20 protein-coding genes are annotated in these 25,565 nt (G+C 62.3%); 10 read left to right on the top strand and 10 right to left on the bottom strand.

What is annotated here, in order from left to right; all coding sequences use genetic code 11:
• Positions 1-79: 79 nt before the first annotated feature.
• Together SJI03_RS17455 and SJI03_RS17460 are read left to right on the top strand one after the other, a co-directional pair.
• Entirely contained in the window at positions 80-1,492 is a 1,413-nt protein-coding gene (locus SJI03_RS17455) for a PLP-dependent aminotransferase family protein (RefSeq protein ID WP_099380564.1), read from the top strand.
• A 99-nt stretch (positions 1,493-1,591) separates the two neighbouring features.
• The gene (locus SJI03_RS17460) at positions 1,592-1,939 is read left to right on the top strand and encodes a DUF4870 domain-containing protein (protein ID WP_034786172.1); all 348 of its coding nucleotides are present in this window, start codon (positions 1,592-1,594) and stop codon (positions 1,937-1,939) included.
• A 21-nt stretch (positions 1,940-1,960) separates the two neighbouring features.
• On the opposite strand, the gene SJI03_RS17465 is transcribed toward SJI03_RS17460, so the two are convergent.
• Genes SJI03_RS17465 through SJI03_RS17475 form a run of 3 tightly spaced genes read right to left on the bottom strand, consistent with a single transcriptional unit; the run spans position 1,961 to position 3,586 of the window.
• Positions 1,961-2,386, bottom strand: coding sequence for an SMI1/KNR4 family protein (locus SJI03_RS17465; RefSeq protein ID WP_322428034.1), 426 nt, complete (start codon positions 2,384-2,386; stop codon positions 1,961-1,963).
• A gap of 21 nt (positions 2,387-2,407) precedes the next feature.
• A complete protein-coding gene (locus tag SJI03_RS17470) occupies positions 2,408-3,067 on the bottom strand; it encodes a 3'-5' exonuclease (RefSeq protein ID WP_322428035.1) in 660 nt (219 codons plus the stop codon).
• 9 nt (positions 3,068-3,076) lie between these two features.
• On the bottom strand, positions 3,077-3,586 hold the full coding sequence (locus tag SJI03_RS17475; protein ID WP_034758713.1) for a ProQ/FINO family protein: 510 nt from the start codon (positions 3,584-3,586) through the stop codon (positions 3,077-3,079).
• A 567-nt stretch (positions 3,587-4,153) separates the two neighbouring features.
• Here SJI03_RS17475 and rpoD point away from each other — a divergent pair.
• Positions 4,154-6,712 carry an RNA polymerase sigma factor RpoD gene (gene rpoD, locus SJI03_RS17480; RefSeq protein WP_099380560.1) on the top strand — a complete coding sequence of 853 codons (2,559 nt, stop codon included), beginning with the start codon at positions 4,154-4,156 and terminating at the stop codon, positions 6,710-6,712.
• A 190-nt stretch (positions 6,713-6,902) separates the two neighbouring features.
• Here rpoD and SJI03_RS17485 read toward each other — a convergent pair whose 3' ends face one another.
• Both SJI03_RS17485 and ppc read right to left on the bottom strand, forming a co-directional pair.
• Positions 6,903-8,660, bottom strand: coding sequence for a PAS domain S-box protein (locus SJI03_RS17485; protein ID WP_322428036.1), 1,758 nt, complete (start codon positions 8,658-8,660; stop codon positions 6,903-6,905).
• A gap of 176 nt (positions 8,661-8,836) precedes the next feature.
• Positions 8,837-11,677, bottom strand: coding sequence for a phosphoenolpyruvate carboxylase (ppc, locus tag SJI03_RS17490; RefSeq protein ID WP_322428037.1), 2,841 nt, complete (start codon positions 11,675-11,677; stop codon positions 8,837-8,839).
• Between the two features lie 243 nt (positions 11,678-11,920).
• Here ppc and hemC point away from each other — a divergent pair, with 243 nt between their 5' ends.
• From hemC to SJI03_RS17510, 4 genes are read left to right on the top strand one after another with little or no spacing between them, the layout of a single operon-like run.
• Positions 11,921-12,925, top strand: coding sequence for a hydroxymethylbilane synthase (hemC, locus tag SJI03_RS17495; RefSeq protein WP_322428038.1), 1,005 nt, complete (start codon positions 11,921-11,923; stop codon positions 12,923-12,925).
• Entirely contained in the window at positions 12,918-13,700 is a 783-nt protein-coding gene (locus SJI03_RS17500) for a uroporphyrinogen-III synthase (RefSeq protein ID WP_322428039.1), read from the top strand. The genes hemC and SJI03_RS17500 overlap by 8 nt, the downstream gene beginning before the upstream one ends.
• Positions 13,697-14,857, top strand: coding sequence for a uroporphyrinogen-III C-methyltransferase (locus SJI03_RS17505; RefSeq protein ID WP_322428040.1), 1,161 nt, complete (start codon positions 13,697-13,699; stop codon positions 14,855-14,857). Before SJI03_RS17500 ends, SJI03_RS17505 begins: the two co-directional genes overlap by 4 nt.
• Positions 14,858-14,861: 4 nt before the next feature.
• Complete coding sequence (locus SJI03_RS17510) at positions 14,862-16,058, top strand: heme biosynthesis protein HemY (protein ID WP_071653290.1); 1,197 nt, start codon at positions 14,862-14,864, stop codon at positions 16,056-16,058.
• Between the two features lie 78 nt (positions 16,059-16,136).
• Here SJI03_RS17510 and SJI03_RS17515 read toward each other — a convergent pair whose 3' ends face one another.
• The gene (locus tag SJI03_RS17515) at positions 16,137-18,572 is read right to left on the bottom strand and encodes a membrane-bound PQQ-dependent dehydrogenase, glucose/quinate/shikimate family (protein ID WP_322428041.1); all 2,436 of its coding nucleotides are present in this window, start codon (positions 18,570-18,572) and stop codon (positions 16,137-16,139) included.
• A gap of 623 nt (positions 18,573-19,195) precedes the next feature.
• Here SJI03_RS17515 and ppa point away from each other — a divergent pair.
• Positions 19,196-19,738 (top strand): inorganic diphosphatase, encoded by a 543-nt coding sequence (gene ppa, locus SJI03_RS17520; RefSeq protein ID WP_322428042.1) that lies wholly within the window; start codon positions 19,196-19,198, stop codon positions 19,736-19,738.
• Between the two features lie 56 nt (positions 19,739-19,794).
• On the opposite strand, the gene SJI03_RS17525 is transcribed toward ppa, so the two are convergent.
• Positions 19,795-20,928, bottom strand: coding sequence for a GNAT family N-acetyltransferase (locus tag SJI03_RS17525; RefSeq protein ID WP_322428154.1), 1,134 nt, complete (start codon positions 20,926-20,928; stop codon positions 19,795-19,797).
• Positions 20,929-21,019: 91 nt separating this feature from the next.
• Between SJI03_RS17525 and SJI03_RS17530 the strand changes: the two genes are divergently transcribed.
• On the top strand, positions 21,020-22,636 hold the full coding sequence (locus SJI03_RS17530; protein ID WP_099380553.1) for an NAD+ synthase: 1,617 nt from the start codon (positions 21,020-21,022) through the stop codon (positions 22,634-22,636).
• 173 nt (positions 22,637-22,809) lie between these two features.
• On the top strand, positions 22,810-23,148 hold the full coding sequence (locus tag SJI03_RS17535; RefSeq protein WP_034758685.1) for a P-II family nitrogen regulator: 339 nt from the start codon (positions 22,810-22,812) through the stop codon (positions 23,146-23,148).
• 25 nt (positions 23,149-23,173) lie between these two features.
• Here SJI03_RS17535 and SJI03_RS17540 read toward each other — a convergent pair whose 3' ends face one another.
• The 3 genes from SJI03_RS17540 to trxB form a co-directional block, all read right to left on the bottom strand.
• The gene (locus SJI03_RS17540) at positions 23,174-23,803 is read right to left on the bottom strand and encodes a trimeric intracellular cation channel family protein (RefSeq protein ID WP_034786156.1); all 630 of its coding nucleotides are present in this window, start codon (positions 23,801-23,803) and stop codon (positions 23,174-23,176) included.
• Between the two features lie 121 nt (positions 23,804-23,924).
• Positions 23,925-24,599: a Smr/MutS family protein gene (locus SJI03_RS17545; RefSeq protein WP_099380552.1), complete on the bottom strand. Its 675-nt coding sequence runs from the start codon at positions 24,597-24,599 to the stop codon at positions 23,925-23,927.
• A 7-nt stretch (positions 24,600-24,606) separates the two neighbouring features.
• Positions 24,607-25,560 carry a thioredoxin-disulfide reductase gene (gene trxB / locus SJI03_RS17550; protein WP_034786153.1) on the bottom strand — a complete coding sequence of 318 codons (954 nt, stop codon included), beginning with the start codon at positions 25,558-25,560 and terminating at the stop codon, positions 24,607-24,609.
• Positions 25,561-25,565 lie beyond the last annotated feature (5 nt).

A 25,565-nucleotide genomic window follows, 5' to 3' on the forward strand; every position in this document is an offset into this window, starting at 1 on the left:
ACCCTAGCATATACCGGGTGCTGTCACTGTGACAGGATCAGTTGTGCAATAAAACTACGGATCAGTTTGAGGAGCAGGGTTGAAACGATATGAGGAATTGGCGGAAGAAGTGGCCGCCATGATCAGCACGCAGCTGTTGTTGCCTGGTGATAAGTTGCCTTCCGTGCGCCAGCAGCATGCGCGCAGGGGCGTGAGCCCGTCGACGGTGTTCCAGGCCTACTATTTGCTCGAAGCGCGCGGCATGATCGTCTCGCGGCCCCGCTCCGGCTATTACGTGGCGCCGCAGCGCGCCGCGCTGGCCCCCGAGCCGGACAGTTCGCGCCCGCTCGACGCCAGCACCACGGTCGATGTCAGCGACCTCGTGTTCGAAGTGCTGGGCGCCGTGGGCGCGCGCGATATCGTGCCTTTCGGCTCGGCGTTTCCCAGTCCGCACCTGTTCCCGATGGAAAAACTGGCGCGGGCCGTGTCGGCCAGCATGCGCCGGCTCGACCCGTGGAGCACCGTCACGGATTTATCCTTGGGCAATGCGGAGCTGCGCCGCCAGATTGCCTTGCGCTACCAGCTCGACGGCGTGCTCGTTTCCAGCGATGACATCGTCATCACGAATGGCGCGCTGGAAGCGCTGAACCTGTGCCTGCAAGCCGTCACGCGGCCTGGCGACACGGTGCTGATCGAGTCGCCCAGCTTCTATGCGTGTCTGCAGGCGCTGGAACGGCTGGAACTCAAGGCAGTCGAGATCGCTACCAGCCCCCGCGATGGCGTCGACCTGGCCGCGCTGGAAGAGCTGTTGCAGCGCCACCAGCCCAAGGCGTGCTGGCTGATGACGAATTTCCAGAATCCCCTGGGCAGCCTGATGTCGCCGGAAAAGAAGCGCGCACTGGTCGAGCTGCTGGCGCGCCATGGCGTGCCGCTGATCGAGGATGACGTGTATGGCGAGTTGTATTTTGGCAAGCAGCGCCCCGGCCTGACGAAAAGCCACGACAGCGCGGGTCTCGTCATGCATTGCAGTTCGTTTTCCAAGACCCTGGCGCCCGGCTTTCGCCTGGGCTGGGCCGTGGCGGGCCGCTACGCGCGCCAGGTCGAGCGCCTGAAGCTGACGACCAGCCTGTCGGCGCCGATACCGCTGCAGATGGCGCTGGCCGATTACCTGGCGCAAGGCGGCTATGACCGCCATTTGCGCCAGCTGCGGTTGACCCTGGCGGCGCAGCAAAATACCATGCTGCAAGCCATTGCCGTACATTTTCCGCCAGGCACGCGGGTCACGCGGCCGCAGGGCGGTTATTTCGTCTGGGTGGAGATGCCTGCCGGTATCGATGCGCTGGCCTTGCACCGCAGCGCGCTGGCGGCCGGCATCAGCATCGCGCCCGGCCCCATCTTTTCCGCCACGCGCGCGTTTCGCCACTGCATCCGTCTCAATTACGGCCACCCGTGGAGTCCGCAGCTGGAAGAGGCCATCGCCACCCTGGGGCGGCTGGCGCTGGCGGCGGTGTAGCGGCGAACAAAAAAAGTCCCTTGCGTCAGCAAGTGTTTCATTCCAAAAGGAAATATTGCTGTTATATTGGTGTATCTATAACTAATGATGGGAATGATAATGGATAACACGCAGCCGGAAGTGGGTCGTACGCAAGATACGACGATCGCCATTCTGTCCCACGTTGGCGGCCTGTTCACCAGCTGGGTGGCGCCGCTGATCATTTATTTGATCAAGAAAGATGACGCGGATAAATTCTCGGCAGAGAACGCCCGCGAAGCGCTGAATTTCCAGATCACCCTGATCATCTGGTATTTCGCCTGCTTCATCCTGTCGTTCGTGCTGATCGGCCTGTTCCTGTTCTGGATCGTCGCATTGGCCAATCTGGTGTGCTCGATCGTCGCGGCGGTCAAGGCCAGCAATGGCGTCACTTACCGCTATCCCCTGACCTTGCGTCTCGTCAAATAAGGCTGGGCCGGCCGCCGGGTGTCAGCCCGGGCGGCCGGGCAGTGTCAGGAACGACGCAAAGTCGGGCGCCACCGTGGCGGTGGCGCCTGTTTCGTGCGACCACAGCACGACCACGGGCTCGCCCGATGGCCCCGTTTGCGCATAGTCAAAACAGTAGTAATCGCCCGTGCCGAACTGGGCGAAGGGCAGCAGGGCATTGGCCGCGTTGCCGCCGTCCACATTCTCCAGCCATTCCTGCCAGCTCGTGCGGTAATGGCGCTCGATCGATTCCCACGTCTTGCGCGCATTGGCCGCGTCGTACACGGGAAACACGCTCAAGGCACCCAGCGCGCGGCCATTGTTCGCCAATAACCATTGCACGTAGGACGCCGGCAGCTGGCGTCCCAGCGCCTGTTCGGCGGCGGCGATCGCGTCAGGCGTGGTGCCGATGGACTTGCTCTTGCTCATGTTGCAGGAAGGCGCGCCGGCTCAGGCGGAGACAGGCGGCGGGGCGGGCGGCGTCGCCGGCGGCGTGCTGGCGCGCGGGGCTTTTTGCGGCGCCACCTTACCGCCGTCGGCGATCCAGCGGCGGTACACGCGCAGGGCCACTTGCGCATCGTCGGCTGCGTACAGAATCTGCTTTTCCGTCAGGCGCGAGGTAGCCCAGTTGGTGGTGGAAATCTTTTTCGATTTCTGCAGGTGCAGGCCGAAGAACTTGGCCACGGCCGTCTTCGCGCCCAGGTCATTGCGCTGGCCGCCGCGCAGGGCGACGGACAGGTCGAGCACCTGGGCCGGCGCGATGCCCAGCTTGTTGCGCAGGCGCTTGACGTCGTCGGACAGGCCAAAACCCACTTTCAGGGTGGTGGTCGATTCGAGGATGGCTTTGAGTTCGGCCAGGGCCGGGGCCGGCGTGCTGCCCACCTGGAACAGGTAGGCGATGTCGTCGGTGGCCAGCTGGATCAGATGCGGTCCCGTGGAGGACTCGCCCTTGACGAACGTCGGCTTCGATTCCGTATCGAAGCCGATGGCGTCCGCTGCCAGCAGGGCGGCCATGGCCGCCTGTGCATCATCGCTGGTGCGTACCAGCTTGACGTGGTCGAGTGCAATGCCTTGATACGGGGGCAGTGGCAGTGCGGCAGCTGTGTCCATGAAACCGGATCAGCCTTTGCGCGAGAATTTCGCGGTCAGCTGATTCAGTTTTTCCAGGCGCAAACGGTTCGCTTCTTCGGCGGCGGCCGCGTCGCGTTCGGCTTTCTTGCGCTCGGCTTCCTTCTTGAAGCGCTGCTGCAATACTTGCGTGGCGTGGTCGCGGTGGGTTTGCGTCACTTCCGCGCCGGCTGTGCCGTCGAGGTCGTAGCGTACCTTGGCTTTTTCCATCACGCGCAGGTAGCGCAGCGAACCCGTGTGGATGCCCAGCGCCGTGCGCATCAGCTTGCGGTCCAGATCCGGCAGGCGCGCCAGGATCTGCTTGTCGATACCGATCGACAAGGGCAGGCAATCGCGGAATGGCGGGAATTGCTCCTGGAACTGCTTCAGCAGGGCGCGCGCGGTCAGGCCGGCAGGCGCCGGCGTGGTCGCTGCGGCCGGTGCCGCCGCTGGGGCTGCATCGACTGGCGTGTCAGGAGTGGTGGCTTGCTGGTCTGGCGTGGAGCTGGTCATCGACATCATTGGTTGGGCTATAAAAGGGGAGCATAGCACGCGCCACAGGCAAGTGCATTGTCTTTTTTGGCAACTTGCGCTGCAATCTGCCTGCGCGTGGCTGGCCGTACCAAACGCGAAATGCGGGAAATGTGTATAATGTCGGCTTGCGCTGATGACTGGACCCCGTATTTGACGGTCTGGCTCAGGTGTGCAGGGGATAGGAGCAGTGCGGTGCAGGCCCCCAATTATTAGTATTTTTGATATCAGATATTTTGTTTATCAATTATCCAGATAACTGGCCGTCGTGCATAATCTTGCTCTCCGCTGTCTTCACTGAACAACAATAGATTCAAGCCCGTTCTGGTACGGGCTTTTTTTCATTCCGCAATGTACATCGCTTATTTATCTGACCCGGCTTCGGCCCCGCCGCTCCCCATGACGGATGCGCGGGCTTTGAACGTCCCGATAGACAGGCGCCGCTGCCGTTAACACGGCAGCCGCAACAATACGCTCCATCGAGTCCGGTTTCGCAGGCTTAGGTGGAATCATTCACTTCGCGCCGACACCATCTGGTCTCGCATTAAGAGATATCTCATGAAGAATACGCCAAAAACTTTAACGTTGTCCGCCAAGGCGCCACGCCCAGCCGCGGCGCCACTTGCCGTACCCAAAACGACTTTATCTTACTTCATCGATAATGCGCAAGCGAATCCGGAAGCCACCGTCACGACGGCGCCGACCGTCGTCACCGTGGTGAAGAAAAGCCGCTCGCGCCTGGCTGCCGTGCCAGCGGCCGAAACGGCTGCGGAAGCGGCCGTCAGCGCCCCGGCCGCCGAGGCTGTTGCCGACGTGGCCGAGGCCGCTGAAGCGGCACCTGCCAAGACGCCGAGCGTGAAGATCGCCCCTGGCGCCAAGGCTCCGGCCGCGCCGCGCAAGGTCAGCGAAAGCGCCGCCACGAACAAAGTGGTGACGGCAGCCCGTTCGAAAGTCGTGCGCGCCAAGCCTGAAGCGGCGCCCGTGACCATCATCACTGGCGCGCAAGTGGTCAGCAAGACCACGGACGCCGATGCCCTGGCCGCCATCGATACCTCGAATTACTTCCTGCCGACCGTCAAGGTACCTGGCCGCCGTGGCCGCAAGCCAAGCGAATTCACGCCGGAAAACGATGAAGTGGCAGCACTCAACGCCGTCGAGCGCGCCGAACTGAAGGCCGTCTCGAAAGCGCGCGACCGCAAGGCCAAGGGCGGCCTGGCGGACGCACTGGGCGATCCGGAAGCATCGGCAGCGGACCTGGAACGCCGCCGCAAGCAGATCACGGGCTTGATCAACATGGGCAAGGAACGCGGTTTCCTCACCTATGCCGAGATCAATGACCAATTGCCGGAAAACATCATCGATCCGGAAGCCATCGAAGGCATCATCGCCACCTTCAATGACATGGGCATCGCCGTCTACGAGCGCGCTCCTGACGCGGAAAGCCTGTTGTTGACTGACAACGTCGCCACCGTCACCAGCGACGATGAAGTGGAAGCGGCTGCCGCGACCGCCTTGTCGACGGTCGATTCCGACTTCGGCCGCACCACCGACCCCGTGCGCATGTACATGCGTGAAATGGGCGCCGTGGCGCTGCTGACGCGCGAAGGCGAGATCGAGATCGCCAAGCGCATCGAAGGCGGCCTGAAGGACATGATCCAGGCGATTTCCGCCTGCCCGACCACCATCGGCGAAATCGTTGCGCTGTCGCAAAAAATCGCGCGCGACGAAATCAAGGTCGATGAAGTGGTCGACGGTTTTGTCGATCTGAACGAAAGCAATGCCCCGGCGCCAGCCGCTGCCGCCGCGCCTGCCGCCGCCAGCGGTGACGACGAGGAAGAGGAAGAAGAAGCCGAGGAAGAAGACGGCGACGCCAATGGCGGCGCGGCCGGTTTCTCCAGCGAGCAATTGGCCCAGCTGAAAAAGAATGCGTTGGAGAAATTCAACGTCATTTCGACGCAGTACGACAAGATGCGCAAGGCGCCCGAGGGTTACAACTCGAAAGCCTACATCAAGGCGCAGGAAGCCATTTCACAGGAATTGCTGGGCATCCGCTTCACGGCCAAGGTCGTGGAAAAGCTGTGCGACACCTTGCGCGGCCAGATGGAAGAAGTGCGCCACATCGAGCGCGCCGTGCTGGAACTGTGCGTGAACAAATGCGGCATGCCGCGCGCCCACTTCATCAAGGTGTTCCCGGGCAATGAGTGCGACCTGGAATGGGTCGACCGCGAAGTCGATTGCAAGTATCCGTACAGCGCCATCCTCAGCCGCAACGTGCCTGCCGTCAAGGAACTGCAAAAGAAGATGATCGACTTGCAAGCCCGCGTGGCCTTGCCGCTGGCGGACTTGCGCAAGATCAACAAGCAGATGGCTGCCGGCGAAAAGCGTGCCCGTCACGCGAAACGCGAAATGACGGTCGCCAACTTGCGCCTGGTCATTTCGATCGCCAAGAAATACATCAACCGCGGCTTGCAATTCCTCGACCTGATCCAGGAAGGCAACATCGGCTTGCTGAAGGCTGTCGATAAATTCGAATACCGCCGCGGCTACAAGTTTTCGACCTACGCCACCTGGTGGATCCGCCAGGCGATCACGCGTTCGATCGCCGACATGGCCCGCACCATCCGCGTGCCGGTGCACATGATCGAAACGATCAACAAGATGAACCGCATCTCGCGCCAGATCATGCAGGAAACGGGCAGCGAGCCGGACCTGGCGACCCTGGCCGTCAAGATGGAAATGCCGGAAAACAAGGTGCGCGAGATCATGAAGATCGCGAAAGAGCCGATTTCCATGGAAACGCCGATGGGTGAAGATGGCGATTCGCAACTGGGCGACTTCATCGAAGACAACACGACCCTGGCACCGCTGGACGCCGCCCTGCACGCATCGATGCGCAACGTGATCAAGGAAGTGCTCGATTCCCTGACGCCGCGCGAAGCGAAAGTGCTGCGCATGCGTTACGGCGTGGAAATGTCGAACGACCACACCCTGGAAGAAGTGGGCAAGCAGTTCGACGTGACGCGCGAGCGTATCCGCCAGATCGAAGCGAAAGCCATGAGCAAGCTGCGCCAGCCTTCGCGCTCGGACAAACTCAAAACCTTCCTCACTCAAAACTAGAGACACCTGTCAGAACCTGCTGCGCGTCGTGACTTGCGGCCTGCGATGCTCACTGTACTCAAGTACGGTTCCGCGTCTCGGCCACAATTCACTTCCGCTCGCGACGGTTCTGTCAGGCGTCGTAATTGCAGTTGTAATTAGATTCAATAAGAAGAGGCGCAAGCCTCTTTTTTTTCGCCTTGGAATTGTCCTAGGCTTCGATGGGCTGGCTTTTGGCGATCGGCAAGCGGATGGCCAGCGCCGTGCCCTGGCCCTGCTGGCTATCGATGCGCAGTTCGCCACCCAGGGCGTGGACGCGTTCGCGTATGCTTTTCAGGCCGAAGGCGGCCTTTTTGCCGTGAGCGTCCGGCTGCATGCCGATGCCGTTGTCGCTGATGCGCAGCACGATGGCATCCGTATCTTGCGCCAGCGCCACTTCCACTTCGCTGGCCTGGGCGTGGCGCACGATGTTCGACAGCGATTCCTGCAGCACGCGGAAGATGGCCGACGTCTGGCGCTGGTCCAGGCCCAGGTCGGGCGCCTCGCTGTCGAGCGAGAGCTGGTAGCGGATGGCGCCGCGGCTTTCCATCTGGCGTATCAGCCATTCGGCTGCCGGGCCAAGGCCCAGCTCCAGGGTGCTGGGATGCAAGTCATTAATGATGGTGCGCACGGAGCGGATGGTGGCGTCGATGGTGTCGAGCACGCGCTGGGCATGGCGGTGCAGACGCGGATGGGTCCTGGCCGTGCGCGCATGCAGCAGCGACACGTCGATGCGCAGCACCATCAGGTTCTGGCCCAGGTCGTCATGGATGTCGAGCGCGATGCGGCGCCTTTCTTCTTCCTTGATGGTCTGCTGGTGGTCGGTCAGTTCGCGCAGCTGGGCCAGGGTGCGCTGCAGATTCTCCTCGTTGCGCTTGCTTTCCGTGATGTCGATGCCCATGGCGATGATCATCTGCGGCCGGCCCTGGGCATCGAAGATGGGTTTTTTATGCGTCTGCAGCAGGCGGTTTTCCTGCAGCCGCGCGTTCCACACCAGTTCTTCGCGGATCACCACCTGGCGGCTGGCAAACGCTTCCTGGTCCGCCGCGTGGAACCCCTGGGTCTGGTCCGAGGGAAAGTGCTGCACGTCGCGTCCTTCGGCGATATCCTGGAATCGCACGCCCCATTGCTGCTCGCAAGCCTGGTTCATCAGCAGCATGCGCGAATCGGCATCCTTCAGGAACAGCGACAGGGGCATCATGGAAATGATGTCTTGCAGCCGCTCTTCGCTGCGCGCCAGGGCCGCTTCCGTTTGCGCGCGCATGGCGATTTCCGCGGATAGCTGCAGATTGACATCGAGCAGCTGGGCCGTGCGCAGGGCCACGCGGCTTTCCAGCTCCGCATGGGCGACGGTCAAGGCGTGTTCGGCCCGTTTGTGTTCCGTGATGTCGCTGGCCAGCACGAGGGCGCCCGTCAGGCTGCCTTGCGGGTCGTACAGGCAGCGGCCGCTGATCATGGCCCAGCGTTCCGAGCCGTCGCTGTGACGGTACTGCAATTCTCCCATGCAGCTATCCGTGGCTGTCTGGCGCAGAGGACACAGGCGCAGCAAGGTCGCCTCGTCGTGGAATTCGCTCATCTTGTGGCCCAGCAGCTTTTCCGCCGGGATGCCCAGCATGTCGCACAGGCGCTGGTTGAGATGCAAGATCGTGCCCTGCGCATCCGTTTGCCACATGCCGTCCTGTGCCGCCTCGCTCAGGTCGCGGTAGCGCATGGCGCTGGCGTCGAGCTGCTGGCGCGTGCTGGCGAGGCGGGCGCGCAGCCTGCGCATCAGCCACATGGCTGTGCCGGCGGCGCCCGTCAGCAGCAGCGACAGCCAGATGTGTTCCCAGAAGTCGAGCTGCTGCCAGGCGGCGCCCGCCAGCCAGCCCATCATGATCAGGATGAGGGCGGCGCATGCCGAACTCAGCGTTTCAATCGACCATTTGCTCATCCGCGTTCCTGGCGTCATGGTTGGCCGCTGCGGTGCGCCTGGCGCCGAAGAGGGAAAAGTATCCGACGCTAGTGTAATACCAATTGTTGCTTTCTTGAGAATATTTTTCCATTGGGCAAGCAAAAGGGCCGGCCCTTGCGGTGCCGGCCCTGTTTGCCGATGGCAAGGTGACGCGATCAGCCCGTGTTGCGCAGGCCGGCCGCCACGCCATTGATCGACAGCTGGATGCCGCGGTGCACCCGTTCGTCGACTTTGCTGGCGCTGGACAGGGCGCGGTTGCGCTTGATCAATTCCACCTGCAAGTGGTTCAGCGGGTCGAGGTAGGCGAAGCGGTTCTGGATCGAACGGGCCAGCAATGGATTGCCCGCCAGGCGTTCGGTATTGCCGGTGATCAGCTCCAGGCAGCGCAAGGTGTTGCCATGCTCGTCCGTGATGCGCTTGTAGATGCGTTCGCGCAAGCCCTGGTCCGCCACCAGTTCCGCATAGCGCGAGGCGATCGCCAGGTCCGTCTTGGCGAGCACCATGTCCATGTTCGACAGCAGGGTGGCAAAGAATGGCCATTCTGCATACATGGCGCGCAGGGTAGCGATCCTGTCATCCTGCGCGGCGCCGTCGGCCTGCTTGATCCACGCTTCGATGGCGCTGCCGAAGCCGAACCAGCCCGGCAGCAGCAAGCGGCACTGGCCCCAGGAAAAGCCCCAGGGAATGGCGCGCAAGTCTTCGATGCGCTGGTTGGCCTTGCGCGAGGCGGGGCGCGAACCGAGGTTCAGTTCGGCGATTTCCGCAATCGGCGTAGCCGAGAAGAAATACTCCGTAAAACCCGGCGTTTCATACACGAGGTGGCGGTAGGCGTGATAGGCGAGGTCCGACAGTTGCGCCATCACGGCTTCGAACTGCGCCAGCTGGCCGTTGCGGGCCGGATTGGCTTCCTGCGGCGCCAGGCTCGCTTCCAGGGTGGCGGCCACCAGCAATTCCAGGTTGCGCCGGCCGATTTCCGCGTTGGAGAATTTCGAGGCGATGATCTCGCCTTGCTCCGTCAGGCGGATCTGGCCATTGACGGTGCCCGGCGGCTGGGCCAGGATGGCTTCGTAGCTGGGTCCGCCGCCACGGCCCACCGTGCCGCCGCGGCCATGGAACAGGCGCAGCTTGACGCCGGCCTTCTGGAAGTCGGAGACGAGCGCCAGTTCCGCCTTGTACAGTTCCCAGTTGGACGTGAGGAAACCGCCGTCCTTGTTCGAATCGGAATAGCCGAGCATGACTTCCTGCAACTGGCCCTGCTTGGCGATCAATTGCTTGACCAAAGGCAAGGCCATGACCTGGCTCATGATGCCGGCCGCGCGCTGCAGGTCGGGGATCGTTTCGAACAGGGGGATGACCATCAGCTCGCAGCTGCTGTCGCCAGTTTGCCAGTCGGTGCGCAGCAAGCCCGTTTCCTTTTGCAGCAGCAACACTTCCAGCAAGTCGGACACGGTTTCCGTGTGCGAAATGATGTAGTTGCGAATCGCCCGCGCGCCGTAGCGCTGGCGGATGTCGCGCGCCGCGCGCAAAATCGCCAGCTCGGAATCCGTTTCCGTGGCATAGCTGATGTAGGGCGAGTACAGCAGGCGCGGCTGCGCCAGTTCGTTCAGCAGCAGCGCCTGCTTGTCTTCCTCGGACAGGGCCGTGTAATCGGCGGCCACGCCGCTTTGCGCGAACAGGTCGGCCAGCACGCGCTCATGCACGTCGGAAGTCTGGCGCATGTCGAGCGAGGCAAGATGAAAACCGAAGATGTCGGCCGCGCGCGCCAGGGTGGCCAGGCGCGGGCGCACGAGGGCGGCGCCGTGGTGCGATTCGAGCGAGGCGACGATGGTGCGCAGGTCGGCGACAAAGGCGGCCGCGCCCGGATACGCGGCGGCCGCGCCCACTTCCTTGCGCAGGATGTTGGTGGCGCCCAGCGCGCGGGCCGTGGCGGCCAGGCGCGCATAGATGCCGATCAGGGCGCGGCGGTACGGCTCGTCGCTGCGGTGCGGCGAGGCGTCCGGCGACTGGTCGGCCAGCGCCTGCAGTTCGGCGCTCACGCCCACCATCAGGGTCGAGACGGATAATTCCGCGCCCAGCGCATGCGCTTCGTCGAGGTAAAAGTCGAGGATGGTGGTGGCGTGGCGCGCCAGCGCGTGCTGCATGGTGCCCGCGTTGACGTTCGGGTTGCCGTCGCGGTCGCCGCCGATCCAGCTGCCCATCTGCACGTAAGCGGCGTTGATCGGTTCGATCGTGCCATCGCCGTTCGGGTACTCGGCGGCGATATCGTCCTCGATGTCGTCATACAGGCCCGGCAGTTCGCGCAGGAAGGTGATACGGTAGTAGGACAGGGCGTTTTCGATCTCGTCGGCCACCGTCAGCTTCGAGTAGCGCAGCATGCGCGTCTGCCACAGGGTGGCGACGCGCGAGCGCAGCAGCTGCATGTTGGCGTGTCGCTCTTTTGGTGTCTGCGGCAGGTCGCGCTCGGCCAGCAGGCGGGCGATGTCGTGCTCGGCGTCGAGGATGCTCTTGCGCTGCACTTCCGTCGGGTGGGCCGTCAGCACGGGGGCGATCAGGGCGTCCTGGAAGAAAGTGTCGACCGTCTTGCGCGGCACGCCGGCGGCGCGCAGTTTTTTCAGCGCGAAGCTGACGCTGCCCTTTTGCGCTGGCGAGCCGGCCAGCAGGTGGGCGCGGCGGCGGCGGATGTGGTGCTGATCTTCCGCAATGTTGGCCAGGTGCGAAAAATAGGAAAAGGCGCGCACGACGGAAATCGTCTGTTCGCGGCTCAGTTCCTTCAGCATGGCGTCGAGCTCCAGCGCGGCGCCCGCGTCCGCTTCGCGGCGGAAGCGCACGGAGGTCTGGCGTATGGTTTCCACCACATTGAAGACGGCGTCGCCTTCCTGTTCCCGCAGCACGTCGCCCAACAGGCGGCCCAGCAGGCGGATGTCTTCTTTCAGCGGCGCGTCCTTGTCGGAGCCGGCCGCTGGAACTATTTCTGGTGCTACTGCGTCATTGAGCATAATAAAGAACCAAAGTAAGTGTAAAAGCAAGGGAATGTGGATCGCACCGGGCGTTTGGCCGCAGAGGGGAGGGGGCGCATGATAAAATTTGTGGTCTTCAACATGGACGCTAGCCTGACTTGGCCTTCTAGGCCAAGGGATAACGATTATAGCGACGCCGGGCGCCATTCCGATACAAATTGATATCGGACGGGCGAATTGGCAACGATAATGACAACGACAGCCACAGCGAAAGAACTTGTTTTGAAAGCATCCGAATTGACCCCGAACGAATTGAATATTCCTGCCCGCCTGGTGATCGCCACGCGCGAGAGTCGTCTTGCCATGTGGCAAGCTGAACACGTGCGCGCACGCCTGGCCGCCCTGTATCCGCAGTGTAGCGTTGAAATTCTCGGCATGACCACACGCGGCGACCAGATTCTGGACCGCGCCTTGTCCAAGGTAGGCGGCAAGGGCCTGTTCGTCAAGGAGCTGGAAGTGGCGATGGAAGAAGGCCGCGCCGACCTGGCCGTGCATTCGCTGAAAGACGTGCCGATGGAGTTGCCGGAGGGCTACAGCCTGGCCGCCATCCTCGAGCGCGAAGACCCGCGCGATGCGTTCGTCTCGAACGACTACGCCAGCCTGGCCGAGCTGCCGCATGGCGCCGTCGTCGGCACCAGCAGCCTGCGTCGCCAGTCGCTGATCGCCGCGCGCTATCCGCACCTGACGATTTTACCGCTGCGCGGCAACCTCGATACGCGTTTGGGCAAGCTGGACCGTGGCGACTACGCGGCCATCATCCTGGCCGCCGCCGGCTTGAAACGCCTGGGCCTGGCGTCGCGCATCCGCGCCGTGCTGGCGCCGGAAGACAGCCTGCCGGCCGCCGGCCAGGGCGCCATGGCGATCGAGATCCGCAGCGGACGCGCGGACGGCGCCGATCTGGTGCGCTTGCTGGCGCCGCTGAACCATATTGATACGGCGCAAGCCGTCACGGCCGAGCGCAAGGTATCGAAGATTTTCGGCGGCAGCTGCCAGATTCCGCTGGCCGCGTTCGCCACCGTCGAGGGCGAACAGATGCGTTTGCGCGCCATGGTCGCCACGCCGGACGGCGCGCGCATGGCCAGCGCCGAGCTTGAAGGCCCGGCCAGCGCGCCGGAACAGCTGGGTGAGCAGGTGGCCGAATTGCTGCGCGGGCAAGATGCCGCCGGCATCCTCGCCTCGTGTGCCGTCACCCCCGACAACCATGAAGGCCTGGCGCCGCATGCCTGACACCGTGGTGATCACGCGGCCCGCGCAACAAGCGGGGCCGCTGGCCGCCAACATCGCGGCGCTGGGGCTGCCCGTGCAACTGCTGCCGCTGCTGGAAATCCACGCGCTTGACGGCGAGCAGGAATGCGCGCAGCTGCAAGCCGTGCTGGCGCGCCTGATGGAATACGACCTGGTGGCGTTCGTCTCGCCCAACGCCATCGACTGCGTCTTTGCGCACCTGCCCGCCTGGCCATCCGGCTTGCCGCTGGCCGTGGTGGGCGAGGGCAGCAAGACGGCCTTGGCCGCGCATGGCGTCACGGATGCCAACGCCAGCATTACCAGTCCGCTCGATACGGCGCGCAGCGATTCCGAACATTTATTGCTGGCGCTGGACTTGCCGGCCCTGCACGGCAAGCGCGTGCTGATCGTGCGCGGCGATGGCGGACGCGATTACCTGGCCGACGGCTTGCGCGCGGCCGGCGCCGAAGTCGAGTTCGTCACGGCTTACCGCCGCAAGGTGCCGACGCTGACGCCGGCCTTGCGGGCGACCCTGGAAAACCTGTTGCAGCATAATAATGACTGGATCATCACCAGCTCGGAAGCGCTGCGCGGCTTGCTGGCGCTGCTGGACGAAATGGATGGTAAAAAGGCGGCTGTTGTGAAAATGCAACAGCAGCATCTGATCGTGCCGCACGCCCGCATTGCACAAACGGCGGCGGCCCTGGGTTTTGCCCGTGTCACCCTGACAGGATCAGGCGACGCAGGAGTGCTCGCCGCGTTACAATCACGACCATGAACGAAATGCCTACACTCTCCGAACCGAATGCAACGCCTGGCAGCGCCGTGAAGACGGCGCCGCAGGCGGCCGACCAACCCGCTGGCCGCGCGCCGAGCCTGCTCGAACAGCTGCAAAAGCCCATGAGCATCGCCGTCATCGTGCTGGCCGTGCTGCTGGCTGCGCAAAGCTGGTCGACCAGCAAGCAGATCCGCAACCTGCGCGAAGAAGTGGCCAAGCGCCTGCAAAAAGGCGATGTCAGCAATGCCGAAATGGGCGTGCTGGCGCGCAACGTGCAAGAAGGCACGAAAGAGCTGCAAATCAAGGTGGGCGCGCTGGAAAACCGCCAGAGCGAAACGCAAAGCCAGCAGCTTGCGCTGGAACAACTGTATAACGACTTGTCGAAGAACCGCGACGAGTGGGCGCTGACGGAAATCGAGCAAGTGCTGTCGACGGCCAGCCAGCAGCTGCAACTGGCCGGCAACGTGCCCGGCGCGCTGATCGCCCTGCAAAACGCGGACCGCAGCCTGTCGCGCTCCGACAAGCCGCAATTCATCACCATCCGCCGCGCCATCGGCCGCGACATGGAAAAACTCAAGGCCCTGCCCAGCGTCGATTCGACGGGCGTGGCCCTGCGCCTCGATGCCGTGATCGCCCAGGTCGACTCGCTGCCGATGCTGTCCGATGAAACGCCTGCCTTGCCGGCCGCGCCGGAAAAGCCGGGCAAGGCCAAGGCTGGGGCCAAGCCCGTGCGCGATGCCAGCGGCAAGCTGGTGGGACCGCCCGCGCCGGAACCGCTGCTGCAAAAAGTGCGCGACGGCTTCAATACCTGGAGCGGCGACATGTGGGCCGACGTGCGTCAATTGATCCGCATCCGCCGTGTCGATACGCCGGAAGCGCTGATGCTGTCGCCGACGCAAGCGTATTTCTTGCGTGAAAACGTCAAGTTGCGCCTGCTCAATGCCCGCATGGCCTTGTTGTCGCGCAATGAAACGGCGTTCCGCAACGACTTGATCGCTGCCCAGGATGCGCTGGCCAAGTATTTCGACACCCGCGCCAAGAGCACGCAGACGGCGCAAGCCCTGCTGCGTCAGGTGCAGGGCAGCAACCTGGCCATCGAAATGCCAACATTGTCCGACAGCCTGACGGCTGTGCGCAACTACAAAGCGAAGTCCTGAGCCCATGCGTCTATTTCTCTGGTTACTCGCCCTGATGGCCGCGGCGATCGGTATCGCCGTGACGGCCCGTTTCAACCCCGGCAATGTGGTGCTGTTCTACCCGCCGTACCGCATCGATTTGTCGCTGAACTTCTTCCTGCTGCTGCAGGTCGTGCTGTTCGTGTTGCTGTACCTGCTGGTGCGCGCCGTGCGCGCCACCGTGCGCATGCCGGCGCAAGTGGCGGCCTACCGCCAGCGCAAGCGTGAGCGCGACGGCAACAAGGGCTTGCGCGAAGCCTTGAAAGCCCTGTTCGAAGGCCGTTTCGGCCATGCCGAGAAGGCCGCCTTGCGCGCCGCCGAGCTGGAAGAAAACGCCGGCCTGGCCGCGCTGATCGGCGCGCGCGCCGCGCACCGCATGCGCCAGTCCGAACGCCGCGACAGCTGGTTGTCGCGTGTCGAAGGCGATGCCAGCCTGAAGACGGCCCGTTTGATGACGGTGACGGAATTGCTGGTCGACGACCACCAGCCGGAAGCGGCCCTGGCCGCCGTGCGCGAACTCAATGCCAGCGGCACGCGCCATATCCACGCGCTGCAATGGTCGCTGAAAGCCGAGCAGCAGGCGAAGAACTGGCCGGAAGTGCTGCGCCTCGTGCGTTCGCTCGACAAGCACCGCGCCCTGCATCCGGCCCTGTCGTCGCGCCTGCGCGAACTGGCTTACGACCATTTGCTGTCCGACCCGTCGCATGACGCGGAATCCCTGATGCGCGTGTGGTCGACCGTGCCAAGCGCGGACCGGGTCAAGCCGTACATCGCCTGCCGCGCCGCCACGGCCCTGAATGCGCGCGGCCTGCATGACGAAGCGCGCCTCGTGTGCGAAGAGTCGCTGGCCGCCGACTGGGACGAGCGCGTCGTGCGCGCCTACCGCGAAGCGGCGGCCCCGAGCGGCACGCCGGCCCTGCTGCTGCAGATCGAGCATTGCGAGCAATGGATGAAGCAGCGTCCGCTGGACGCGGAACTGGCGCTGACCCTGGGTACCCTGTGCCTCAAGCAAAAACTGTGGGGCAAGGCCCAGCGCCACCTGGAGCAGGCTTTGTCGGACGCGAACGAGCCGCAGATGGTGCGCGACGCCCACCTGAAGCTGGCGCAGATGCACGACGCCTTGCAGCAGACGGAACAGGCTGCCGCGCATTACCGGCAGTGCGCACTGGCTACCATCCTGTAAGCCACTTGTTTCTTCAGACGTAAAAAAGCCGTTCAGTGCAGACTGAACGGCTTTTTTTTGCGCTGCTACTTTGCTACTTTATTTCTTCGGTACTGCTGCAGTGCCTTCCGGCAAGGCATACGCGACCAGGGTGTCGCTCATCTTCGTGCCCAGCGAACCGTGGCCGCCGGCCATGACGACGACGAACTGGCGTCCCGACTTGTTCGACACATAGCTCATCGGCGTAGCCTGGCCGCCGGCTGGCAAGCGGGCTTTCCAGATGACTTTACCATTGCTGACGTCGTAGCCGCGGATGTAGTAGTCGAGCGTGCTGCTGAGGAAGGTCACGCCACCGCCGGTGGTCACCATGCCGCCCAGGCTGGGCACGCCCAGTGGCAATGGAATCGGCACGGGACCGCTGTCGCGCGTGGTGCCGTTCTTGTGCATCCACACTTTTTTCATGGTGCGCAGGTCGACGGCGGCCACATAGCCCCACGGCGGTGCCTGGCATGGGAAGCCCAGCGGCGACAGGAAGGCCTTGATTTCCACGGCGAACGGGACGCCCGTCTGCGGCTGCAAGCCCATTTCGCCGCCCGTGCCGCCCTTGGCCGTCGTTTCTGCGCGCGGCACGAGTTTTTCCAGGAAGCCCATGTAGTCAGGGTTGACGATCAACAACTGGCGCACGGGGTCGATGGCCGCGCCACCCCATTCGAAGATGCCCAGCGGGCCAGGCGAGATGACGGCGCCCTTGCCGGCCGTTTGCGGCGTGAACGGGCCTTCATAGCGGCGTTCCTTGAAGATGATGCGGCAAGCGAGCTGGTCGAATGGCGTCGTGCCCCACATGTCCGCTTCGCTGATATTGCGTTCAGGCAAGAAGGTCAGGGCCGAGAACGGCTGCGTGGGCGACAGGGTGTCGCCAGCGGCAGGATTGCTCGTTGGCACGGGTTTTTCCGGCGCCGGCACGACCAGGCTGCCGTCGCGGCGGTCGATCACATAGATGTCGCCCCGTTTTGTTGTGGCCACCACGGATGGCACTTTGCCTTTCGGCGTGTCGATGTCGACCAGGGATGGCTGGCCGCCGATATCCATGTCCCAGATATCGTGGTGCACGGTCTGGTAGACCCAGCGCACTTTACCCGTCGCCAGGTCCAGCGCGACGATGGCGCTGTTGAATTTCTCGCCGTTCTTGTTGCGGTTGCCGCCCCAGGTGTCGGGGGTTTCATTGCCCATCGGAATGTAGACCATGCCCAGCTTTTCATCGATGCTGGCCACGCCCCAGGAATTGGGCGAGTTGTTGGTGTAGTTCTTGCCTTCAGGGAAAGGCTGCGTATCTTCCGGCGTGGCCGGGTCCCAGTTCCACATCAGCTTGCCCGTGACAGGGTCGTAGCCGCGGATCACGCCCGATGGCTCTTCCGTCGAATGGTTGTCCGTCACGCTGGCGGCGATCACGGCCATTTTCTGCGACACGGCTGGCGGCGAGGTCGGCATCAGGAAACCGCGCTTGATCATGGCCATGTTCTTGTACAGGTTAACGACGCCATTTTTGCCAAAACTCTTGCACGACTCGCCTGTATCGGCATTGACGGCGATCATGGTGCCGTCCATGGTTGGCGCCAGGATGCGGCGCGGGCATTCCATACTGGCAGCTTCAGGGGCAGGATTATTTTTGGCGCGGCCCGCGTTCACGTCCCAGTACGCCACGCCACGGCAGATCATGTGCTGGTAGCTGGCCGCATCGCGGTTGATCTTCGGATCGTGGCGCCAGATTTCCTTGCCCGTGTCCGGGTTCAGGGCGATGACGATATTGTGTGGCGTGCACAAATACAGCATGTCATTGACCTTCAGCGGCGTGACTTCGTTGGCGATCTCGCCCGGGTCGTTCGGACCCTTGAAGTCACCCGTGTGGTAGGTCCAGGCTTCCTTCAGACCGGAAATATTGGCCGGCGTGATCTGCGCGGCCGGCGCATAGCGGTCGCCATAGCCGGAGCGGCCATACGCGGACCAGTCGTTGTGTTCGACGCCAGGCGCGAAATCGCCGGTGGCGGTGGCTGCCATGTTTTCGGCCGGCACGTCGCCATGCAAGTCATGGTAGTCCTGGAGCAGGGCGATGACGCCGGCAATGACGGTCAGCGCGACGGCGGCAGAGAGGGCCGTCTTGCCCGCTTGCGGCTGTTTCGCTGCGCCAGCGGCGGGCGGGGCCAGGCGGCGGCTGACGAAGGGCAGCAGCAGCCAGACGGCGGCGGCAAACCAGATGTCGAGGCGCGGCAGCAATTGCCACCAGTCAAATTTCACTTCAATGACGGACCAGATGAGGGTGGCGAGCAGCAGGAAGGCCATGAACGGTTGCGCGCTGCGCTTGCCTTTGAAGACGAGCACGCCTGCGACCAGCATGCCGATGCCGGCCAGCAGGTAGTACCAGGAGCCGCCGAGACTGGCCAGCCAGATGCCGCCGCCAAGCAGGGCGAGGCCAAACAGAATGAAAATAACGCCGGTGACCTTTAATAAAGGACCGGGCCGGAAAGAGGGAATCATCATATTCCTTTTTGCAAGGATTTATCGGTGGCGCGTGGATGCGCCATATTGAATTCAGGGAAGGCGTCGATTGCAGAATATACAAAGTTTGGAATCACAAGAATGTTATAGTTTATCAGAATTGATGATTGTCTTCTGGTCGTGCCATTTTTTGGCGAGGTCGCCATTTGAATCAAATAAACTCTTCAAATAAGAGCAAATATTATGCTGGAAGCGGAGATTGCCGGGCTGGCCGGCGTTCGGCGCAGCATGTTGAAACGCCAGCGTCATTATGTGCAGGTATCACCGGATGAATGATGGTCGAATTGTTGTTATAAGTGGCTGCAATAAATGCAATGCCGCTTATAATAACCATGCCTGCCGCATGGTGATATTGAAATGAAAATACGAAGATATTCCAGGTATTAATTCAGGCGTAAGCGTAGTATTACTTAAGTGTTTTTACTTATTATTTTGAGTGGTCTGTTTATTCTTTCGCGGGCAGGCTGCGCGTGCCCGCAGGCCGTGCATGGCACTGTTGCTGGCAGGACGCGCAAAACACCGGCGGGCCGCTGCTGCATCGCACAAGCTGCCTGTACTTCGCTATAATTGCGCGGTTAAAACACCATCCGCTAATGAGGAACCCCATGAGTTTGAATAACGTCTCTTCCGGCCGCGACCTGCCGAACGATTTCAACGTCGTCATCGAAATCCCGATGAATGCCGATCCGATCAAGTACGAAGTCGACAAGGAAAGCGGCGCGATCTTCGTTGATCGCTTCATGGGTACCGCCATGCATTACCCGTGCAACTACGGCTACGTGCCGAACACCCTATCGCCGGACGGCGACCCGGTTGACGTGCTGGTCATCACCCCGTTCCCGCTGATCCCTGGCGTGGTCGTGCGCTGCCGTCCTATCGGCGTGCTGAAAATGACCGACGAGTCGGGCGAAGACGCGAAAGTGCTGGCCGTGCCAGTCGACAAGGTCCTGTCGATCTACAGCCACTGGCAAAAGCCGGAAGATCTGAACGAACTGCGTTTGCGCCAAATCCAGCATTTCTTTGAGCACTACAAGGATCTGGAAAAAGGCAAATGGGTCAAGATCGACGGCTGGTATGGTCCGGAAATCGCCAAGGAAGAAATCCTGAGCGGCGTCGCCGCGTTCAAGGCCGATGCCGCCAAAGCCTAAGTACACGCAGTAAAATAGAAAACGCTCCCCTGCCAGTCATGGTCGGGAGCGTTTTTTTATGCGCGAAACGGACTGTGCTCGTTCAATTCATCGAGGTAGGCATCGATGCCGCCCCGTTCGCGCTCGAGGAAGCGCTGCACGGCGTCCGCAAAGGCCGGGTGCGCCAGCCAGTGGGCCGACCACGTCTTTTGCGGCAGGAAGCCGCGCGCCATCTTGTGTTCGCCTTGGGCGCCGCCCTCGAAGGTGGCGATGCCGTTGGCGATGCAGAATTCCAGCGGCTGGTAGTAGGCCGTCTCGAAATGCAGGCAGGGCACGTGCTCGAGCGCGCCCCAGTAGCGGCCATATAAAGTGTCTGCCGTGTGGATCACCAGCGAGGCGGCAATGGCCAGGCCTTCGCGCTCGGCGATCACCAGGAGAATGTTTTCAGGCATGCTGGCGCCGATGCGCCGGAAGAAGTCCAGCGACAGATAGGGCGAGGAGCGGTGTTCCGCATAGGTATTGCTGTAGCAGCGGTGGAACAGCTGCCAGTCGGCGTCCAGGGCGTCGATGCCGCGTACCTGGCGCAGGGTGATGCCTGCTTCCCGCACCTTGCGCCGCTCGGCGCGGATATTCTTGCGCTTCTTGTGTTCCAGGGTGGCGAGGAATTGCTCGAAATCCGTGTAGCCGGGATTGAGCCAGTGAAACTGCACGCCACTACGCATCAGGTAGCCGGCTTGCGCCAGCTGGTGCGCTTCGCTTTCCGGTGGGAACAGGATGTGGCAGGAGGATACGTCGCTGGCTTGTTGCTGGGCCTGCAGGAAGGCCAGCAGGGCGGCGCGCGCCTCGCCATCGCGGGCCAGCAAGCGCGTGCCGCTCACAGGCGTAAACGGTATCGCAGACAGCAGTTTCGGGTAATATTCGAGACCATGTTGCTGATATGCATCGGCCCAGGCCCAGTCGAACACGTACTCGCCATACGAGTGCATTTTCAGGTACAGGGGCAGGGCGGCGGCCAGCACCTCGCCTTGCCACAGCACCAGGTAATTCGGCTGCCAGCCCGTGTCCGCGCTGGCGCAGCCGGACTCGTGCAGCGCGTGCAAAAAGGCGTAGGAAAGGAAGGGAGTGGCGTCCGCCTGGCTTGCCAGCAGTTCAGACCAGGCCGCTTCGCCAATTTCAGCCAGGGTAGTGACGATAGCCGTGCGATAATTCATTGTTGTAGTGTGCATTCATCACTCTCGGGGCGCCACCATCGGCCTGTGCGCCCCTGTCTTGTTTAATAGAACGAAAATATCCATCATCATCATGACAGTCAAAGTCGCAATTGCTCAAATGAATAGTACGGTCGGCGATCTGGCCGGCAACCGTGCCAAGATCTTCGACCTTTCCCGCCGCGCGTTCGAGGCGGGCGCCGATATCGTGCTCACGCCGGAACTGTCGCTGGTCGGCTATCCACCCGAGGACTTATTGCTGCGCAATGCATTCTACGCAAAAACGCAGGAAGCGTTTGCGGGACTGGCTGCCGACCTGGCCCAGTTCAAGGATTTGCACGTGGTGGTGGGCTTGCCCCTGCAAGACGAGAAGGGAGTGCGCCACAACGCCGCCTCCGTGCTGCTCAACGGTGAAGTGCTGGGTACCTACCGCAAGCACGACTTGCCGAACACGACCGTGTTCGATGAAAAGCGTTACTTCACGTCGTCCGACCAGGCTTTCGTGTTTGGCGTGAAGGGCGTGCGTTTCGGCATCAATATCTGCGAAGACACGTGGTTCGAGCATGCGCCCATGCGCGCCCGCGCGGCCGGCGCGCAAGTGCTGCTGGTGCCGAACGGCTCGCCGTACCACATGAACAAGCAGCATCTGCGCTATGAAACTATGCGCAAGAATGTCAGCGCGCAAGGCATGGCGCTCGTGTATGCCAACCTGGTCGGTGGCCAGGATGAACTGATTTTCGATGGCGACTCGTTCGTCATGGATGCGGCCGGCACGATTTGCGCCCAGTTGCGTCACTTCGAGGAAGACTTGCAACTGGTCGACTTCGACGGCGCCTCGCCCGTGCCGCAGCCGCTGGCCACGCCATTGACCACCGAAGCGCAGGTGTACCAGGCGCTGGTGCTGGGCGTGCGCGACTATATCGGCAAGAACGGCTTCCCTGGCGTGCTGATCGGCATGTCCGGCGGCGTCGATTCCGCCCTGACCCTGGCCATCGCCGTCGATGCGCTGGGCGCCGACAAGGTGCGCGCCGTGATGATGCCATCGCAATTTACGGCCGATATCTCATGGATCGATTCACGCGACATGGTAAAACGCCTCAATGTGCGCTACGATGAAATTCCGATCAAGCAAACCTTTGACGCTTTCCGTGCCACCTTGGCTGACGAGTTCGCCGGACTGGCGGAAGACGCGACGGAAGAGAATATCCAGGCGCGCATCCGCGGCACCCTGCTGATGGCCCTGTCGAACAAGCATGGCAGTATCGTCTTGACGACGGGCAACAAGAGCGAGATGGCGGTCGGCTATTGCACCCTGTACGGCGACATGGCGGGCGGCTTTGCCGTGATCAAGGATATCGCCAAGACCCTCGTGTACCGCTTGTGCACATGGCGCAACAGCGTGTCGGACGTGATTCCCGAGCGCATCCTGACGCGCGGACCGTCGGCCGAATTGCGCGCCGACCAGCTGGATCAGGATTCCTTGCCGCCATATGACGTACTCGACGGCATCATGCAGCTGTACATGGAAGAAAACCGGCCGATCGCCGAGATTATCGAGGCTGGCTACCCGCCGGCCGATGTGGCCCGGGTCACGCGCCTGATCAAGATCAATGAATACAAGCGGCGTCAGTCGCCGGTGGGCATCCGCGTCACACACCGTGGCTTCGGCCGCGACTGGCGCTACCCGATTACGTCGAAATTCTACGAATAACGTGGGGAACCCCGCCAAACCTACTGCGCAGCTCACTACCGGGCATCCGTTGCTCACCGTACTAAAGTACGGCTCCGCTACTCAACCCGGTATTGAACTTGCTCGCTACGGTTTTGCGGGGTCCCGTTAAGCCAGCCAATGAAGAACTGACGATTACCAATAAGGAGAAAGCCATGAAACAGATTACCGCCATCATCAAACCATTCAAGCTCGACGAAGTACGCGAAGCCCTGGCCGACGTGAACGTGACGGGCTTGACCGTGACGGAAGTGAAGGGCTTTGGCCGCCAGAAGGGCCATACCGAGCTGTACCGTGGCGCCGAGTACGTGGTCGACTTCTTGCCGAAAGTCAAAGTCGAAGTGGTGGTGGACGACAGCGTGTCGGAACTGGTGGTCGACGCCATCATCAAGGCGGCCCGCACGGGCAAGATCGGCGACGGCAAGATCTTCGTGCGCGATGTGGAGCAAGTCATCCGCATCCGCACGGGCGAGACTGGCCCCGACGCCGTGTAAGTGTTTCAGCCTGGGCCGCTGACCTTCAGCGTCCCAGGCGCATGTCGAATTTCCAGCAGATCAGGCGCAGAATCGTGATGCCGCTGGCGCTGGTCCACAGCGCGAAGTCGTGCTCGGCGCCGAAGTGCATCTGCAATAAATAAGCCCAGCAGCCGAAGAAGGCGCAGATCGCATATGGTTTGCCGTCGCGAAACACCATCGGCACTTCGTTGCAGACGATGTCGCGCATCACGCCGCCAAAAATCCCCGTAATCACCCCCATCATCGAGGCGATGAAGATCGGCATGCCGGCGCGCATGGCTTCAGCCACGCCCGCGATGGCGAACATGCCCAGGCCGATGGCGTCCGCGATGACGATCAGGCGTTCCGAGACGATTTGCCGCAAATGCTGGATCAAGGGCGCGGCCGTCAGGGCCAGCACGAAGATGAGGATCGCGTATTCCTGGTGCGAAACCCAGAACAGGGGGCGCTTGTCGAGCAGGATGTCGCGCAGGGTGCCGCCGCCGAATGCCGTGATGAACGCCACGACGAACACGCCGACCAGGTCCATGCGCTTGCGGCGCGCTTCGATGAAGCCGGAAAACGCGCCCACCAGGATGGCGATGACCTCAATGATCTTGATCAGCGAGCCAGGCGGCAATTGGGGTGGCATCATGGGCGGAGCGCTTGAGCAGGAAATAATTGTCACAGGTTAACATGACACGGCCCCGAATGGTGACAAACGGGGCCGTGTGCAGTGCGGAACTTGTTATTGAATTGTGATCTTGCTGTCAAGGCTAACGGATGGGCTGCAGCGCTGCGGAAAGTAAAACGACGAGGGCGCCATCGCCTCCTTCGGAGCGGCGCGCCTGGCAAAAGGCGATGACTTCATCCTTTTGCACGAGCCAGCTGTGCACCATCGATTTCAAGACCGGTTCCTGGCCTTTCGAGCCAAAACCCTTGCCGTGGATCACGCGCACGCAGCGCAGCTTGCGCCGCGTCGCCTGGTTCAAAAAGGCGCCGATACCGTCGCGCGCCTCGTCACGGCGCAAGCCGTGCAAGTCCAGCTCATCCTGGATAGGCCAGTGGCCCTTGCGCATCTTCTTGACCACGTCCGGTCCCACGCCGGGACGGGCGTAGTTCAGGGCCGGATCGTTTTCCAGGTAATGGTCGACTTCAAACAAGTCCGACAGCGATTCGCGCAACACGGCAGCATCGTCCTCTTCCGGAGACAACTTGCGCGCCGGCTGCTGGGCCGCCATGGCGCCCGCCTTGGGCAGGCTGGGCACGTAGCGGTCCGACTCGGGCAGGCGCTTGACGCCGCCGATGCTGGCCTTGAACAGATTGCTCTCCACGGCTTGCACCTTGACCTGCTGCGCGCGCTCAGCCGCGGCTTGCGCGCGCGCATCCGCCTGCTCCTTGAGCTGCTTGCTGACCGCTTTCAGGTCGGCAAAGTCTTTCATCGACGCCATGCGACGCTTACTCCTGGCCTTCCAGGTAGCGCTGGGCGTCCAGTGCTGCCATGCAACCCGTGCCGGCGCTGGTGATGGCCTGGCGGTAGATATGGTCTTGCACGTCGCCGGCGGCAAACACGCCCGGTGCGCTGGTGGCCGTGGCCATGCCTTCCAGGCCAGTTTTGGTCTTGATGTAGCCGTTGTGCATTTCCAGCTGGCCTTCGAAGATGCCCGTGTTCGGCTTGTGGCCGATGGCGATGAACACGCCGTGCACGGAGAGCGCTTCAACCTTGCCGTCGATGGTGGACTTGATGTTCAGACCCGTCACGCCGCCTTCGTTGCCTGTCACTTCATCCAGAGTGTGGTTATATTTCAACACAATCTTGCCTTCGGCAACCTTGGCGTTCAGGCGGTCGATCAGGATCGCTTCCGCGCGGAACTTGTCGCGGCGGTGGATCAGCGTGACTTTATTGGCGATGTTCGACAGGTACAGCGCTTCTTCGACGGCCGTGTTGCCGCCGCCGACAACGGCCACTTCCTGGTTGCGGTAGAAGAAGCCATCGCAGGTGGCGCAGGCGGACACGCCCTTGCCCATGAATTCCGCTTCCGATGGCAGACCCAGGTATTGCGCGGACGCGCCCGTGGCGATGATCAAGGTGTCGCACGTGTATTCGTGGCTGTCGCCCTTCAGGCGGATCGGTTTTTCATTCAGGAAGGTGGTGTGGATGTGGTCAAACACGATTTCCGTATTGAAACGCTCGGCGTGTTGCAGCAAGCGCTGCATCAGGTCCGGGCCTTGCACGCCCATCGGGTCGCCAGGCCAGTTTTCCACGTCGGTGGTGGTCATCAACTGGCCGCCTTGTTCCACGCCGGTGACCAGCATCGGGTTCAGGTTGGCGCGGGCGGCGTAGACGGCGGCGCTGTAGCCGGCTGGGCCGGAGCCGAGGATCAAAACGCGGGCGTGTTTGGTAGTGGTCATGGGAA

This window comes from Janthinobacterium sp. GMG1, assembly GCF_034427795.1.
Taxonomy (GTDB): Bacteria; Pseudomonadota; Gammaproteobacteria; order Burkholderiales; family Burkholderiaceae_D; genus Janthinobacterium.

Excerpts from the sequence above, each read along its gene's own strand:
- SJI03_RS17505 (WP_322428040.1), top strand. The coding sequence starts at position 13,697 with ATGAACGAAATGCCTACACTCTCCGAACCGAATGCAACGCCTGGCAGC.
- SJI03_RS17465 (WP_322428034.1), bottom strand. The coding sequence starts at position 2,386 with ATGAGCAAGAGCAAGTCCATCGGCACCACGCCTGACGCGATCGCCGCC.
- SJI03_RS17475 (WP_034758713.1), bottom strand. The coding sequence starts at position 3,586 with ATGATGTCGATGACCAGCTCCACGCCAGACCAGCAAGCCACCACTCCT.
- SJI03_RS17525 (WP_322428154.1), bottom strand. The coding sequence starts at position 20,928 with ATGAATTATCGCACGGCTATCGTCACTACCCTGGCTGAAATTGGCGAA.
- ppc (WP_322428037.1), bottom strand. The coding sequence starts at position 11,677 with ATGCTCAATGACGCAGTAGCACCAGAAATAGTTCCAGCGGCCGGCTCC.
- SJI03_RS17470 (WP_322428035.1), bottom strand. The coding sequence starts at position 3,067 with ATGGACACAGCTGCCGCACTGCCACTGCCCCCGTATCAAGGCATTGCA.
- ppa (WP_322428042.1), top strand. The coding sequence starts at position 19,196 with ATGAGTTTGAATAACGTCTCTTCCGGCCGCGACCTGCCGAACGATTTC.
- SJI03_RS17460 (WP_034786172.1), top strand. The coding sequence starts at position 1,592 with ATGGATAACACGCAGCCGGAAGTGGGTCGTACGCAAGATACGACGATC.
- SJI03_RS17485 (WP_322428036.1), bottom strand. The coding sequence starts at position 8,660 with ATGAGCAAATGGTCGATTGAAACGCTGAGTTCGGCATGCGCCGCCCTC.
- SJI03_RS17510 (WP_071653290.1), top strand. The coding sequence starts at position 14,862 with ATGCGTCTATTTCTCTGGTTACTCGCCCTGATGGCCGCGGCGATCGGT.
- SJI03_RS17540 (WP_034786156.1), bottom strand. The coding sequence starts at position 23,803 with ATGATGCCACCCCAATTGCCGCCTGGCTCGCTGATCAAGATCATTGAG.
- SJI03_RS17535 (WP_034758685.1), top strand. The coding sequence starts at position 22,810 with ATGAAACAGATTACCGCCATCATCAAACCATTCAAGCTCGACGAAGTA.
- SJI03_RS17500 (WP_322428039.1), top strand. The coding sequence starts at position 12,918 with ATGCCTGACACCGTGGTGATCACGCGGCCCGCGCAACAAGCGGGGCCG.
- rpoD (WP_099380560.1), top strand. The coding sequence starts at position 4,154 with ATGAAGAATACGCCAAAAACTTTAACGTTGTCCGCCAAGGCGCCACGC.
- SJI03_RS17545 (WP_099380552.1), bottom strand. The coding sequence starts at position 24,599 with ATGGCGTCGATGAAAGACTTTGCCGACCTGAAAGCGGTCAGCAAGCAG.
- trxB (WP_034786153.1), bottom strand. The coding sequence starts at position 25,560 with ATGACCACTACCAAACACGCCCGCGTTTTGATCCTCGGCTCCGGCCCA.
- SJI03_RS17530 (WP_099380553.1), top strand. The coding sequence starts at position 21,020 with ATGACAGTCAAAGTCGCAATTGCTCAAATGAATAGTACGGTCGGCGAT.
- SJI03_RS17515 (WP_322428041.1), bottom strand. The coding sequence starts at position 18,572 with ATGATGATTCCCTCTTTCCGGCCCGGTCCTTTATTAAAGGTCACCGGC.